The organism is Chitinophaga niabensis, from assembly GCF_039545795.1.
Taxonomy (GTDB): domain Bacteria; phylum Bacteroidota; class Bacteroidia; order Chitinophagales; family Chitinophagaceae; genus Chitinophaga; species Chitinophaga niabensis_B.
Genome location: NZ_CP154260.1, coordinates 3,845,652 through 3,859,018, shown reverse-complemented (window position 1 = coordinate 3,859,018; position 13,367 = coordinate 3,845,652). Strand labels below are relative to the sequence as shown.

General features: G+C 42.8%; 20 protein-coding genes. All 20 read left to right on the top strand.

Annotated elements, in window-relative coordinates; all coding sequences use genetic code 11:
• Positions 1-66: 66 nt before the first annotated feature.
• On the top strand, positions 67-396 hold the full coding sequence (locus AAHN97_RS15155) for a hypothetical protein (protein WP_343302883.1): 330 nt from the start codon (positions 67-69) through the stop codon (positions 394-396).
• Between the two features lie 2 nt (positions 397-398).
• On the top strand, positions 399-596 hold the full coding sequence (locus AAHN97_RS15150) for a hypothetical protein (protein WP_343302882.1): 198 nt from the start codon (positions 399-401) through the stop codon (positions 594-596).
• A gap of 11 nt (positions 597-607) precedes the next feature.
• Complete coding sequence (locus AAHN97_RS15145) at positions 608-1,408, top strand: hypothetical protein (protein ID WP_343302881.1); 801 nt, start codon at positions 608-610, stop codon at positions 1,406-1,408.
• On the top strand, positions 1,405-2,790 hold the full coding sequence (locus tag AAHN97_RS15140; protein ID WP_343302880.1) for a replicative DNA helicase: 1,386 nt from the start codon (positions 1,405-1,407) through the stop codon (positions 2,788-2,790). The genes AAHN97_RS15145 and AAHN97_RS15140 overlap by 4 nt, the downstream gene beginning before the upstream one ends.
• A 9-nt stretch (positions 2,791-2,799) precedes the next feature.
• The gene (locus tag AAHN97_RS15135; protein WP_343302879.1) at positions 2,800-3,024 is read left to right on the top strand and encodes a helix-turn-helix domain-containing protein; all 225 of its coding nucleotides are present in this window, start codon (positions 2,800-2,802) and stop codon (positions 3,022-3,024) included.
• Between the two features lie 11 nt (positions 3,025-3,035).
• Entirely contained in the window at positions 3,036-3,905 is an 870-nt protein-coding gene (locus AAHN97_RS15130; protein ID WP_343302878.1) for a phage Gp37/Gp68 family protein, read from the top strand.
• A 3-nt stretch (positions 3,906-3,908) separates the two neighbouring features.
• Positions 3,909-4,352 (top strand): recombination protein NinG, encoded by a 444-nt coding sequence (locus AAHN97_RS15125; protein WP_343302877.1) that lies wholly within the window; start codon positions 3,909-3,911, stop codon positions 4,350-4,352.
• Between the two features lie 679 nt (positions 4,353-5,031).
• The gene (locus AAHN97_RS15120) at positions 5,032-5,478 is read left to right on the top strand and encodes a hypothetical protein (protein WP_343302876.1); all 447 of its coding nucleotides are present in this window, start codon (positions 5,032-5,034) and stop codon (positions 5,476-5,478) included.
• Positions 5,471-6,763, top strand: coding sequence for a DNA cytosine methyltransferase (locus AAHN97_RS15115; protein WP_343302875.1), 1,293 nt, complete (start codon positions 5,471-5,473; stop codon positions 6,761-6,763). The genes AAHN97_RS15120 and AAHN97_RS15115 overlap by 8 nt, the downstream gene beginning before the upstream one ends.
• Before the next feature lie 5 nt (positions 6,764-6,768).
• Complete coding sequence (locus tag AAHN97_RS15110) at positions 6,769-7,479, top strand: DNA methyltransferase (RefSeq protein ID WP_343302874.1); 711 nt, start codon at positions 6,769-6,771, stop codon at positions 7,477-7,479.
• Positions 7,480-7,488: 9 nt separating this feature from the next.
• Complete coding sequence (locus tag AAHN97_RS15105) at positions 7,489-7,911, top strand: hypothetical protein (protein ID WP_343302873.1); 423 nt, start codon at positions 7,489-7,491, stop codon at positions 7,909-7,911.
• 416 nt (positions 7,912-8,327) lie between these two features.
• Entirely contained in the window at positions 8,328-9,440 is a 1,113-nt protein-coding gene (locus tag AAHN97_RS15100; RefSeq protein ID WP_343302872.1) for a hypothetical protein, read from the top strand.
• Between the two features lie 457 nt (positions 9,441-9,897).
• Complete coding sequence (locus AAHN97_RS15095) at positions 9,898-10,203, top strand: hypothetical protein (RefSeq protein ID WP_343302871.1); 306 nt, start codon at positions 9,898-9,900, stop codon at positions 10,201-10,203.
• A 35-nt stretch (positions 10,204-10,238) separates the two neighbouring features.
• Complete coding sequence (locus AAHN97_RS15090) at positions 10,239-10,772, top strand: RNA polymerase sigma factor (protein WP_343302870.1); 534 nt, start codon at positions 10,239-10,241, stop codon at positions 10,770-10,772.
• 1 nt (position 10,773) lies between these two features.
• Positions 10,774-11,073, top strand: coding sequence for a hypothetical protein (locus AAHN97_RS15085; RefSeq protein WP_343302869.1), 300 nt, complete (start codon positions 10,774-10,776; stop codon positions 11,071-11,073).
• A gap of 17 nt (positions 11,074-11,090) precedes the next feature.
• Positions 11,091-11,282 (top strand): hypothetical protein, encoded by a 192-nt coding sequence (locus AAHN97_RS15080; RefSeq protein WP_343302868.1) that lies wholly within the window; start codon positions 11,091-11,093, stop codon positions 11,280-11,282.
• A gap of 172 nt (positions 11,283-11,454) precedes the next feature.
• Complete coding sequence (locus AAHN97_RS15075; RefSeq protein WP_343302867.1) at positions 11,455-11,763, top strand: hypothetical protein; 309 nt, start codon at positions 11,455-11,457, stop codon at positions 11,761-11,763.
• A gap of 259 nt (positions 11,764-12,022) precedes the next feature.
• On the top strand, positions 12,023-12,343 hold the full coding sequence (locus tag AAHN97_RS15070; protein WP_343302866.1) for a hypothetical protein: 321 nt from the start codon (positions 12,023-12,025) through the stop codon (positions 12,341-12,343).
• Positions 12,340-12,729 (top strand): hypothetical protein, encoded by a 390-nt coding sequence (locus AAHN97_RS15065; RefSeq protein ID WP_343302865.1) that lies wholly within the window; start codon positions 12,340-12,342, stop codon positions 12,727-12,729. The genes AAHN97_RS15070 and AAHN97_RS15065 overlap by 4 nt, the downstream gene beginning before the upstream one ends.
• Entirely contained in the window at positions 12,726-13,256 is a 531-nt protein-coding gene (locus AAHN97_RS15060; protein WP_343302864.1) for a DUF1643 domain-containing protein, read from the top strand. The genes AAHN97_RS15065 and AAHN97_RS15060 overlap by 4 nt, the downstream gene beginning before the upstream one ends.
• The last annotated feature ends 111 nt before the right edge of the window (positions 13,257-13,367 follow it).

Sequence of the window (13,367 nt, the reverse complement as noted above, 5' to 3'; positions counted from 1 at the left end):
AGGAACAAAAAAGGCTTCATCGGTTTGAAGAGAAAAAGAGGTCGATAATCAAGCAAATAAGTTCTTATGCCACGAAATCCAAATGCAGTGTACAAATTTGACAGCCAGGGCAGAATGGTTCAGGAGTATCCAACAGTAAAGCAAGCCTGCAAAAGTGAAAACACCACGCAGTATAAGCTTTACAATGCAATGGAGCACGATCTGCTCATTAACGGACATAAGTTTTCCTTTGATGAGCATGCCGGTCTCCCTTTCGAACCGGAAGATCCAACAAAGGAGCGGGAGCCGTTCGACCGCAATGGGTTCTTCGATGTGGATGAGTTTGGTCAGCTGTACAATAGTGGTAAGTGGTCAGAGGAATCAAGCATTGAGCCTGTTAAAATAAAACTTCGGTAGCAATGGATAACGAAACGCTCCAAAAGAAGTTCGACCGGTTGCTGGAACTTTCCCGCCGGGTCCGAGGGTACCGTAAGGAATATGAGAAGTATCACGCTTCTGTTGATTGGGAAAAGACCAGGTACTGGGAAAGGAAACTGGATGCTTTTATAAAAACAGAATTGAAAGTCAGGGATTCGAAACAAAAGGAACTTTTCTAACAAAAGTGATAATGCCAAGGATAAGATCAATAAAGCCGGATTTTTGGAATGATGAGAAGTTGGGGCAGGAGCCCGAGGCTATCATGTTAACGTTTATTGGCTTATGGAATTTCTCGGATGATTATGGGGTTGTAAGGTCTAATCCCCTATGGTTAAAGAACCAAATATTCCCCTATAAATCGGCTCTCAGAATTGAGGTTTTTTCTAGCTGGCTGGAACGCCTGGCGGAGTTAGAGGCAGTGATCCCGTTCTCCTACCGTGGGGAAGGCTTCTACTGTATCAGAACTTTCCGGAGGCACCAGAAGGTAGATAAACCCTCCAAGGCGAGGAACTGCCCGGAGGAGGAATTATTAAGGTTAATGAACCTGAAAGGCTATACAATCAGTGAAGGCATTGAGTTTACACAGCACTCCACTAACACTCCACGAGTGTTAGACGAATACTCTACGAAGGAAGGGGATATAGGAAGGGGAAAAGGAGATGGAGGGGAAAGCGGAGGCGTGATGCCATCACCAATACTTTTTGGTTCTTCAATTTCCAAATCTGTGGATGTGCTAATGACCGATTGTTTGGCAGACAAGATCTACTTCGTTGACCATGTGCGAAAGAAGTTCACCATTTCGGAGATTCAGATTGTTAAAGCTCTTCAGGCGTTTAATTCCCATTTAAAGTCAGTGGGAGAAGGGGTCAAGGGCGTAAAGGATTATAGATCACATTTCCAGAACTGGCTTGCTAAGCAGGATTTGAAATCTTTCCGGATAAAGCCAGGGGGAGGATCAGTTGAAGAAGCGTTAAAAGGCTTAGGCATATGAAAGGATTTTTGTTTGATAAGGACATTGAACGCGCTGTTTTGGGGGCCATCCTCCTGGAAAAAACTGCAATCGCAAGGGTGAGTGTTCTACTCAGGCCAGAAATGTTTTACGTTCGGGCGCATGAGGAAGTAGCGAAAGCTGTATTTGTGTTATTCAAGAAGGCATCACCGATTGACATCATCACCGTGTGGGGAGAAATCAAGAAAGCCGGTAATGAGTCAAAAATAACAATGCCTGAGCTTGCTTCAATGACAAATTCTGTGGTTTCTTCTGCTCACCTGGAAGATCACACAATGAAGCTAGCCGAGCTTTATATGTCCAGGGAGTTACAGAAGATCACGGGAAGCATCCATTACCAATCAAGTGAGTGGGGACATGATGTTTTTGACCTGGTGTCTGATCTTCAAAAATCACTATCTGACCTTCTTGCCGGAACGATGCAGGGAGGGCTGGTGGGAATTGATCGGATCATTGTTGGAACGCTGAAGTATATCGATTCCATCAAACCTGGTGTTATGTCCGGGGTGCCGTCCGGAATAGATCCGTTGGATAAGATATTCTTCGGTTATAAGGCAGATGAACTGCACGTCATTGCTGCACGGCCGGGATGCGGAAAAACGGCTCTGGCACTTCAGATTCTTCGTAATGCGGCAAAGGCTAAGAAAAAGGGCGCATTCTTTTCCCTGGAAATGAACAGGGATAAAATTAACCAGAGAATGTTCTCGGCAGAGTCCGGAGTTGACTTTGCAAAGATACAGCGTAATCAGATGGAAGATTTTGAACGGCAGCTAATGAGTGAAGCTGCTGACAGATTGGCCAGGCTTCCCATATACATGGATGACTCCTTTAGCCAGAATGTACAGGTGCTGCACAGCAAATGCATCCAGCAGAAGTTTAGGACAGGTCTTGATTTCGCGGTAGTGGATTATCTCCAGCTAATCGGTGGAAACAGAGGGAGTAAATCCCAAAACAGGGAACAGCAGATTGCAGAGATATCTAGGGGATTAAAGGGAATGGCAAAAGACCTTCGAATGCCGGTCTTTGCACTAAGCCAGATGAGCAGGGATATCGAAAAAGGAGGAAGGAAGGAGCCTGTCCTATCTGACCTGAGAGAGTCAGGGGCAATAGAGCAAGATGCAGATAGCGTATTATTTCTCACGCCGGAAGAAGAATCAGAAGAAGTGCGATTTGGTGATCCAATATTGGTACGATTCAAAATCGCAAAGCAAAGGGATGGCGCGAAATTGTCCTTCCCAATGAAATTCGAAGGGAACTTCATGAGATTTTCCGTACCCGAGACAGAATCAAATCAACATTCACCACGGCCCGCTAATTGGCATCCTGTTCACAATACAGTTAATGAAGAGGACGGACCCTTTTAAAAAATATTTATGTGCATAAAGAAAACATTCGCCAGTAACCTCCTATTCCTGCGTGAGCGGGAAGGATGGACGCTGGATCAGGTCGCCCGTAAACTAGGGATAAACATATCCCGGTACCAGCATTGGGAAAGAGGGCGTGTATTACCACAAAGCCCGCAGTTCCTTATAACACTTTCCGATATGTACGGGGTAACTATTGATGATCTGTTGAAAACCGTGATGGTAAAAGCATAAAAAGTTAAAGCATGGAAAATTCTAAAATAGAATGGACAGATCACACTTTCAATCCTTGGTGGGGATGTATGAAAGTCTCCGAAGGGTGTAAAAACTGCTATGCGGAAACGCTGGATAGTAGATGGAAGGGAGGCCACTGGGGTCCAGGCAGTTCCCGGAAGCCAATGAGTGAGGCGTATTGGAAACAGCCATCGAAATGGGATAAAGCGGCGGCAAGAGCCGGAGTAAAAGCCAAGGTGTTCTGCGCGTCTATGGCAGATGTGTTTGAAGGACATCCTGATACTTTACCTCATTTGTCGAGACTTTTTAACTTGATTGACAACACTCCCAACCTGATCTGGCAATTACTCACCAAGCGCCCTGAGCATATAAATATCCTTTCCAAAGGTCATTGGCCTAACGGCCTTCCTGAAAATGTTTGGATTGGCACCAGCGTAGAGAATCAGGATACAGCCAAAAAGAGGGTTCGTGAACTTCTTAAAGTAAATGCGATCATTAGGTTCTTATCTATAGAACCTTTATTAGAAAACGTTAACCTAAGGTTTCCTCTTCTGCCAACTGATGTGATTACGGCGAATACATGTTGCAAAAACCCGAATAGAAACTTTGGTATTCATTGGGTAATAGTTGGGGGTGAATCAGGACATAATGCTAGGCCTCTACATCCGGATTGGGTTAGAAATATAAGAGAAGATTCAGACAGAATTGGGGCAGCATTCTTCTTCAAACAATGGGGAGAATGGTTGCCTGTAGAAAGGGGGCGATTATATCGGGAGCCCAGTATTGACTTCACGGATGGGCAGCAGATGGTAAAAGTTGGGAAAAGGGTTGCTGGCAGGAAGCTGGACGGAATAGAATACAATGATTTTCCAAACTATTGAAACATGGAACTAACAGCAGCTCAAATACAGAAATACCAGAAGAAAACAATCCCCCAGCTGATTAAACTGGCAACCGTACACTTCAACCGGTACATCCGGCAGCGTGATGACTTGGGTGGGTATTTCCAATGCATTTCCTGCGGGGAGCACAAATCGCTGGATCAGATGAATGCTTCCCATTATATGGCTGCAGGTAACTACTCAAACACCAGGTTTAACGAGGATAATGTTCATGGTGCTTGTATAAAGTGTAATAAGTTTCTTCATGGGAACCTTATTGAATATCGGAAAAGATTAGTGCAAAAGATTGGATTGGATCGAGTTGAGCTTGTTGAATCTATTGCCAGAAAGAACGTAAAGCAGGATCGTTTAAGCTTGATATGGGTTATTGAGAACTACAAACTCAAATTTAAAAATGGGAAAAAAGCTAATAGTATCTACCGGTGATCGTTATTGGAAGCTGGTAGTGCAAAAAGAAGGTGACCGCATTGTTTTGCCGTCAGGTCAGAAACATCGGGCATTTGTTTGCCAGTGTGATTGTGGAAAAATAAAGACGGTAAGGCTTTTACACCTGGTTAGAGGAAGAATAAGATCCTGTGGATGTTTGTCTGGTGTATTTCATGGGGAGTCAAGATCAATGTTATATACAGTATGGCGCGGCATGAAAAATAGGTGTTCAAGGGAGTATCCAGAAAAGCATCTTTATTGGGATCGAGGAATCACTGTATGCAAAGAATGGGATGAAAACTATCTCACGTTTAAGGCCTGGGCAATAAGCAATCAGTGGAGGCATGGGCTTCAACTTGATAGGATTAATACGGACGGAAATTATTGTCCAGAGAATTGTCGGTTTGTCACACCAAAGGTAAACTGTAATAACAGAAGATGTACTATGATGGTAACATTCGAAGGGAAACCTCAATCATTTCAATTGCTCTTGAGTGAACTGGGGCTTACAGATCACGAGGCAGCTATAAGGATGCGTATTGTCAGAGGATGGAATGATGAACTTGCGATTCTAACGCCGATTAGAAAAGGAAATTACCGGAGAAACTCTATACGTCAATCTACATGCTGTTTGTGAGTGATTGATCTATGTTATAGAAACCTATAAAGCTAAATGCAAATGAATCTTAAGAATTACACATCCGAAGTCCCTCCAGACCTATCGGTAAGCCGGATCGAAAGAAAGCTAGTGGAAATTGGAGCAACCAACATCAGCAAAAGGTATGAGGATGGTACCCTGGTGGCAATCTCCTTTGTCATACTGCAAAATGGTACAAGCATAGTATTACAACTCCCGGCCAGGGTTGAAAGGGTGTTCGAGGTAATGTGGAGAGAGGTAAAGCGACCGGTAGCCGGAACTAAAGCCAGAACCAAGGAACAGGCAGAAAGAACTGCATGGAAGATCGTTTCAGATTGGGTAGATGTTCAGGCATCCATGGTACTGCTGGAGCAAGCGGAGTTACTGCAGGTTTTTCTACCATATGCAATGGTAAGTTCCACGGAGACTCTTTTCGATAGAATGAAAGGGAGTGAATTTAAACTTTTAAATGCTGGAATTAATGCCTAAGAAAAATTCTCATATCACAGTTACAGATCAGTTCTGCGGAGCTGGTGGAAGCTCACAAGGCGCAAACAACGCAGGAAAAAAGATCGGTGGTGGAGTAGAAGTAAAATTGGCCCTCAATCACTGGGCATTGGCTATCGAGACACACAATACTAACTTCCCAAACACTCTGCACGATTGCACTGATATTAGCGCTAGTGATCCACGGAGGTATCCATCTACTACCATTCTGATAACATCCCCTGAATGCACCAACCACTCTGTCGCTAATGGCAAAAAAAAAGCAAAAAAACAATTAGATCTTTTTACCACTGGAAAATTAGATCCTGCGGCGGAGCGGTCAAGAGCAACAATGTGGGATGTACCTAGGTTTGCAGAGTACCATGGTTATGAAGCTATCATAGTGGAAAATGTGGTTGATGCAAGGAAATGGATATTGTTCGATACTTGGTTGAAAACAATGCATGCTCTTAATTATCAGCACCGATGTATTTACCTTAATAGCATGCATTGTTATCCAACACCACAGTCTCGTGACCGGATGTACATTGTATTTTGGAAAAAAGGAAATCGGGCCCCCCTTCTGGACTACACACCAACAGCGCATTGTCCGAAATGCAGTAAAGAAGTTAAAGCTGTTCAAACATGGAAGAAACATGGGGTTCGGTTTGGCAAGTATAGGGACCAGTACGTTTACTGTTGCCCCGTAGACGGAATGATAGTTGAGCCATATTATCATGCAGTTTTCAATATCATTGACTGGTCAGATTTGGGAGTTCGTATAGGGGACAGAAAAAAGGCCCTTTGTAAGAATACTATCAAACGTATAAATCATGGGTTAACCAAATATGAAAAAATATACACCAGTGGTGTGCCTCCCTTTATCATAAAAACAGAAAACACCCAAAATGAGGACAATGTTCGCTTGTTCAATGAAGTCCTGCAGACCCAGACAACATGGCAAACAATGGGTCTTGTAACTCCGATGGGGGTAAACGGATTTCTTGCTGGTTATTACAATGGCAGCCACTGTGTAAAGCATATAACTGAGGAAATGGGATCAGTCACTACTGTAGATAGCCACGCTTTGGTTACTTATCAATACCCAATACTGGAAGATTGCTATTATCGTATGCTCAAACCTCACGAAATTAAATTAGGAATGGCCTTCGATCCCGATTATATAGTACTAGGCTCGGGAAAAGACCAAGTAAGGCAGCTGGGAAATGCAGTTACTCCTCCTGCAATGGAATGGTTGGTCGGACAGGTTATTGAATCCCTTAAATAGCACAAATGGAGCTTAACAAGATATACAACATGGATTGCATGGAGGGGATGGCACAGTTTCCTGATAAGTTTTTTGACTTGGCTATTGTAGATCCACCTTATGGGATCAATGTAAATGGAATGCAGTTAGGTTCCGCCCCAAACCGATCTAAGATTGATGGTAGTGGACCAAGTTTAGGAACTGCAGCTAGATTGAAGAAAGAAAGGTACCACGGTAGGGGGAAACTAAAAGACCGCGCTTTTAACAGGCTTAATATGGATTGGGATGTTCCTCCATCTGTAGAATACTTTGAAGAGCTATTTCGCATATCTAAAAATCAGATTATATGGGGAGGAAATTATTTTGTCCTACCCCCTACGCGCTGTATTGTATGTTGGGATAAGGTTCAGCCATGGGATAACTTTTCTCAGTGGGAAATGGCATGGACTTCATTTGATCGGCCTGCGGCAATGTTCAGGTATTCAAATACAGGGGGGGGCAATCATGAAAAGAAGATTCACCCTACACAGAAGCCCATTGAATTATATCGGTGGTTACTTACCAAGTATGCTCAGCCTGGGATGAAAATTCTCGACACCCACGGAGGAAGCTGCAGTTCAGTAATAGCCTGTGAGGATCTGGGGTTTGAATACGCGGCGTTTGAGCTGGATCCTGAATACTATGAAGCGGCTATCAAACGAGCAGAGCAATTTAAATCTAAACTTAAGCTTTTTTAACCTGATACAATGAAACTTTTAAAATCTAAGAGGGTCATTTTCGGATGTGAACTGCGCGGTGACCACATGACGCCATACCTCACCAGGTACACCCTAATAGAATGTAAAAACTGGCAATTATGTCTTCATGTCTTTCACAGATCCGACTGGGAGGATGCCCTTCATGATCACCCTTGGAACTTTGTAAGCCTGTTGTTGTGGAGGGGTTATACTGAACATACGTTGACCGGCAAGCGTAGATATTACCCGGGTTCAGTCCTAGTAAGACCTGCAAGTCATATTCATAGGGTGGAGATCCCCGCTGGAAAGAAAGCAATTTCCTTGGTATGGATGGGTAAAAGGAAAAGGGAGTGGGGATTCGTGGTAAAAGATAAATGGGGGTACTTGACCTGGACAAGCTTCCTGAAGTATTTCATTAAGAATAAATGTTAGATGATGAAGAAATTTTGGTTCATAGTTCACAATGCATTAGCGCATCCCTTGCTTTGTTTTTCTAACAGGAAAGCCTCAATCTTTGGAAGGTTCCATGATTGGACGGCGGAGAAGATGGGGATGCCACACTAACTTAAAACGGCGCGGGCAACGATCCCGTTGAAATCAGATGAAAGAAATGATAATATCAATATTAGTAGGTTGTGTGATGATTCTATGGTTAGGGAGGACAACAATAATTTTCCATCCTTTCCGGATATCAATGGAACGTCCTGGAATGGGGATAGGAATCTTGTTGATAGGAATAGGGTTGTCTATCGTTTTCGCAAGCGAATTTAACTCCGGATGGAGAGAAGGCTTTAAGGAGGGCCAAAAGGAGGAACACAGCAAAAGTCAGAATTCACAAAATCAAAGCCATGAACAACGATAAACAACTTACACCGGAGGAAAGAAGCATTATTTGTAGTAGTTGCCATGGATCGGGTGGCGGAATGCTAAACAATGGTGACGGTTACATGGAGTGTATAAATTGTGATGGAGAGCCGATAGCAAAAGCAACATGGTCACATTTACAATACGCCGCCCAGCAGACCGCAGCGAAGGACGAAGAAAATACAAAGCTGAGGCAGCATAACAGCAGTATGGTTGCATCCATTCAAGACAGGGAGAGGGAAATATTAGCGAAGGACGAGGAACTAAAGGAGTTGATAATTAGTAGGGATAAGTGGGAAGAAACCGCATTGTTATGGATAAAGGAGGCGGATCAACGTAAAATTGAAGGGGACGAACGGATAAAGGAACTGGAAGGAGAATTGTTGAGAATTATGGAACTGTGTGGCGTACAGCATATAAGCGGAGAAGGTGAGGCTCTGGTGGCAGTTTCCTTCATTTTGAAAGAGAGAAAAGAATTATCCGCTTGGAAGAAAGAGCAGATAGAAACATTTTCCCCATTACTGAATTACGGTCATAGACCTGAATCAGGAATAAAAATAGGGGAAAGCATTGTTACAGCAGCAGTGGCGGCCTTGAAATCACAGAAAGAGCAGGCCTTGCGAATTGCGGAGCTGGAAAAAGAATTAGCAGATAAGACCGATTCCCCCGGATGGGATAGCTACAACCATGCTGTTACTGAAACAGGAGAAGCTAACATGAAAATTGGCGAACTAATCGAAAAAGTACAGCAGTTGGAAAAGGAACTTTCAAAAAGAACTAAAGAGAGGGATTTGCTCGCGGAGGTTGTTGTTAAGGATACCGAATTTGTAAAGACCAATCAGAAAGCGGCAATAGATATGAGAATTGAACGTGATCAGGCTTTTGGCCTGCTGGAAAGGTGCTTACAAGAGGACTGTCTTACCACTTCTTGCAGAACTGCTATTGAATCCCTCCTTTCCTCACGCGAAACTAAGCAGGTAGATGTAGACAATGACGAAATATTAAAACTTCATGTAGAGATACTTTCCTCACGCGAAAACAAAAAGCCTGATATCATTGATCCAGACTTTGAAAAGGGCATGATGGAAGGACTTTAAACCACACACCGGGAAGCCGGGTAAAATGTAAAAATTATGTTTGGACTATTCAGTAAAAAGCGATCATGCCCTAAATGTGGCAACACCAATTTACGTCTAGTGGCTGGCCCATTAACAGACAAGTTGAGGTGTGAACGATGCTTTAATGAAGCAGTAAGGATGGAGGCCGCAGAGAGGAGAATAGCGGAACTAGAAAATAAGATAAAGTTAATACCGAACAAAGACATTTAAAAAACCCTTCCGGCGGGATCACCGGGTAAAGTATGGAAATAGAAATTAAATCTCGCGGTATGTGGAACGCTTTGGTGCAAGTTGTTGAAAATAATAATGACTATTCAAGTCAAGCAAAGACGCTCTTAAGGCATTTGAACACGGCAGCTGGTAAATATTATTTGAAGGACGAAATATTGTCTTTCTTAGAACAAGTAAACGCATCCGGAAGCGATACCGGGATAATATGAATGTAATAGAAAAGCTTTTGGCTTTCATGGAAGAACAAACATGGACGCCTATATCCATAATAACGGAGGATCAAATAATAAAAGGGATTGAGCGAGATAACGGTAAAATCCTCTACTCTATTTCAGGCAAAGGTGTGCCACATCATATTAGTATGCGATTCTTCGAACGTCAGAAAGAGGAAGAATATTTCGATCATATCTACATATGGCAGACTGTTGGATTCCTGGGAGATGATTACTCTGGTTATCAGTTAATACCAGTTTATAAAGGTAAATATTTACTTGTCAGCTATGAATGTTGATTAAACGCCACCCGGAAGCGATACCGGGGAATGCCATGGTAACGGATGAAATAATTACAAAAGGCCTACGTGCAGGAGACAAAGCAGCGTTGAAATTGGCTTTTGATAAGTATTTCGATGCTCTCCTGATTAGGGCCATGCAATTTGTACCTGCAGAGGATGCCCAGGATATCGTACAGGAAGTATTAATTAAGCTGTGGAATCACCGATCCTCCATAAGGAGAGATAATGTTCTGGGTGCTTACCTGTTCAGAATGCTAAGAAATCAATGCCTGGACTACCTGGAGGAACAAAAACGACAAAGGAAGCATGATGCAGCGGCCTTCTACCTATCAGAAAGATATACAGATCCAGCAGTCAAAAAAGAAGATAATCCAAAAGAACAGGTGATTATCCGGGCCCTTGAAAAGGTAAGCCCCCGTAATCTGCAGGCAATACGGTTGGTTTACTACAACCGCCTTCGATATAACGATGCTGCGGTAGCTATGGGTATCAGTCCAAATACTTTGAGGAACCTATTGGTGAAGGGACTAAATCAGATTAGGAAATATTTTAACTCAAATAATTGATATGACCGCAGAAAATAAACAAGCCCAACCGGCTGGGGAAACTAAAACGATCAGGTATGAAAAGGGAGGAATACATCCCATTGGAAGCCTATGGTTTATTCCTGAGGTAGCTTTTTACCAACATTTTTTGTATAAGGCGTTTTCAGGAACAGATTATGTGTGTGTTAAATCCTTCACCCTACAAATAAACATCATTGAAGATAAAACCACACACAACTATCTGAATAACGATTGCAAACATCCGGATATTGGGACTGATGGTGGTGGGGATTATTGTAAAAGGTGTGGACATAGGTTTTAACAAATAAATAATTGAAGATGACAGTAAAACAACTTTATGACAAACTGGGTAGTTTCCCACCAGACTTGAATATTATGATACTGGAAAAGGGGGACGAATATTACATGGAAATAGAAGACGTTTCAGAGTTGACAAGTCCTGTTATTGACTCTTATGGAATTATCATTGGTGAACAAGGAGAGGGAGAATTAATTCTAACTGTAAAGTAATTGAAGATGAAGAAAGTTAGTTTTATAAAGGGGGTAGGTTATGGTTTTAGTGATATATCCTATCTGCCTAACGATATAAAATCAAATTTTTTTAGTGATGTAGATGATGGATTCTTTCCGTTTTATTGCACCGAATCCTTCACCGCAGATATCACCGTTAAAATCGTACCGTATGAGCAAGTATGAGGATTTGATTAAAAAACGCCAAGACGAACTATATGCATGCTGGAAGATGGGATCATCTGGTTCAGACGTATTTGAAGAACTTGCCCGGCTATCCGTCCAGCGGGAGGCAGAAGCGCATGAGCAAGGCTTTAGAACCGGATTACGATCTGGTCACACTGGCATAATGATAAAACGGAGTGACGATTTATTTAACAAAGGTTTTATAAGTGAAGAGGAACGTATAAAATGCGAAAATGAACCAAAGATAGAGCAATCTAACGGCCTTATTCCACCTAAAACAGAAACAACTATATGAAAAAGGGAGATAATTATTTTTATCAGGCAATCCTAAATTTGGATGGCACCGAAAACGATTTTACGCTTTACTATGTACACTTTTACGATGACGAAATCCCCACTATAGTTAGGGCTTCTAATACCACAACTGCTGAAATTCTAGCTATGGCATCCAGAATATTAGATAAAAAGTCCTTCGGCGTTAGAAAAGTGGTAAACTCTGTTACAGGAAATTATGTACCATCGGTAATGCAATCATATTGATAAAAACCAATAACATGACCAGGGAAGAACAGATAAAACTGGCGTCTGCACGATGGGCCGAAGGGAATACCGACCGCATTGCCACACAATTTATACAAGGCGCTCTCTGGGCAGACGCCAACCGATGGGTGAAGGTGGGGGAGGCGGAGCCGGAATACGGGGTGCTTTACGATATTGTTATAGATGGGTTTACATCCGGTATAGGAATATATAACGGTAAAAAATGGTTTGGCAAAACATGGGGTTGGGATTTTCTTAAAGAACATGATACGGTCACCCATTTTGCAATAAGATCCCCATTGCCATTACCCGAACCACCAAAAGCAGAACAATGACACCGGAACAAGAAAAACAAAAGGCTGCCAACGAACATGCAACCGCCCAATGGAAAGAACATCCTGAAGAAAGGAACGCTTCCTTCGAAAACTGGCAGAATTGCCAGGACGATTTTATAGCAGGGGCAGAATGGGAGGCAAACCGGGTAAAATGGATTCCTGGACTTCCAAATGACCAAGAAATATACCAGTTCCATATCATATATCAGGCTTTAGATACAACTGGTGTAGATGAATGGGTGGCTGCTGAGGAAATAATAATAGCCATGATGGACGACGAAGGAGGCTTGCGCTATCCTTCTGGTGAACCAACAGGATGGGAAGCAAAAGAAGTAGTACAGCATTATCAACCGGCAGCCGTGCCGCCTAAATCAGGGTCCAAATGAAAAAGGGTGCTACAATTTCAGAATGCGGAATTTTCAGATACAGTTTATGGAGGTTATGGGATGAAAAACCAATTGTACTATTTATTATGCTAAACCCCAGTACTGCGGATGGAGATTTTGACGATCCTACAATCCGCCGACTAATAGGCTTTTGTCAAAGATGGGGAACTGGCGGCTTTTATGTAGGAAATCTGTACCCCTATCGAACATCAAGCCCAGCGATACTGAACGAATGGTGGGGTAGTTTTGACAATTGGCATGAAATGATCGATGCAAACAAGGAAAACCAATGCCTCGTAAAGGAAATGGCTATCAAGGCTTCATATTGTGTAATAGCCTGGGGTGCAAATGGAATGTCTAAAGGCTTACGAACATCAGAAGAATATAGGTATGTTACAGGAGAACTCCAACTATTTTGTCTGGGAGTTACCAAGGCTGGTTTCCCTCGCCATCCGCTATATGTCCCGTATGATTCACCATTGATCACGTGGCCTGAATGTGAGAAGACGGAAAACCCTTTAGCCTAATGAAAAACCTCGGTAAACTCCGCCAACCGCCCATCGGATTAATCGTAACCAGAAGGGGAAGGCCTTATTTAAGATAAGGAACGACCACGTTGGCCTTGATCCCGTTTTATG

Coding starts and splice junctions, on each gene's coding strand:
- AAHN97_RS15155 (WP_343302883.1), top strand. CDS start 67: ATGCCACGAAATCCAAATGCAGTGTACAAATTTGACAGCCAGGGCAGA.
- AAHN97_RS15150 (WP_343302882.1), top strand. CDS start 399: ATGGATAACGAAACGCTCCAAAAGAAGTTCGACCGGTTGCTGGAACTT.
- AAHN97_RS15145 (WP_343302881.1), top strand. CDS start 608: ATGCCAAGGATAAGATCAATAAAGCCGGATTTTTGGAATGATGAGAAG.
- AAHN97_RS15140 (WP_343302880.1), top strand. CDS start 1,405: ATGAAAGGATTTTTGTTTGATAAGGACATTGAACGCGCTGTTTTGGGG.
- AAHN97_RS15135 (WP_343302879.1), top strand. CDS start 2,800: ATGTGCATAAAGAAAACATTCGCCAGTAACCTCCTATTCCTGCGTGAG.
- AAHN97_RS15130 (WP_343302878.1), top strand. CDS start 3,036: ATGGAAAATTCTAAAATAGAATGGACAGATCACACTTTCAATCCTTGG.
- AAHN97_RS15125 (WP_343302877.1), top strand. CDS start 3,909: ATGGAACTAACAGCAGCTCAAATACAGAAATACCAGAAGAAAACAATC.
- AAHN97_RS15120 (WP_343302876.1), top strand. CDS start 5,032: ATGAATCTTAAGAATTACACATCCGAAGTCCCTCCAGACCTATCGGTA.
- AAHN97_RS15115 (WP_343302875.1), top strand. CDS start 5,471: ATGCCTAAGAAAAATTCTCATATCACAGTTACAGATCAGTTCTGCGGA.
- AAHN97_RS15110 (WP_343302874.1), top strand. CDS start 6,769: ATGGAGCTTAACAAGATATACAACATGGATTGCATGGAGGGGATGGCA.
- AAHN97_RS15105 (WP_343302873.1), top strand. CDS start 7,489: ATGAAACTTTTAAAATCTAAGAGGGTCATTTTCGGATGTGAACTGCGC.
- AAHN97_RS15100 (WP_343302872.1), top strand. CDS start 8,328: ATGAACAACGATAAACAACTTACACCGGAGGAAAGAAGCATTATTTGT.
- AAHN97_RS15095 (WP_343302871.1), top strand. CDS start 9,898: ATGAATGTAATAGAAAAGCTTTTGGCTTTCATGGAAGAACAAACATGG.
- AAHN97_RS15090 (WP_343302870.1), top strand. CDS start 10,239: ATGGTAACGGATGAAATAATTACAAAAGGCCTACGTGCAGGAGACAAA.
- AAHN97_RS15085 (WP_343302869.1), top strand. CDS start 10,774: ATGACCGCAGAAAATAAACAAGCCCAACCGGCTGGGGAAACTAAAACG.
- AAHN97_RS15080 (WP_343302868.1), top strand. CDS start 11,091: ATGACAGTAAAACAACTTTATGACAAACTGGGTAGTTTCCCACCAGAC.
- AAHN97_RS15075 (WP_343302867.1), top strand. CDS start 11,455: ATGAGCAAGTATGAGGATTTGATTAAAAAACGCCAAGACGAACTATAT.
- AAHN97_RS15070 (WP_343302866.1), top strand. CDS start 12,023: ATGACCAGGGAAGAACAGATAAAACTGGCGTCTGCACGATGGGCCGAA.
- AAHN97_RS15065 (WP_343302865.1), top strand. CDS start 12,340: ATGACACCGGAACAAGAAAAACAAAAGGCTGCCAACGAACATGCAACC.
- AAHN97_RS15060 (WP_343302864.1), top strand. CDS start 12,726: ATGAAAAAGGGTGCTACAATTTCAGAATGCGGAATTTTCAGATACAGT.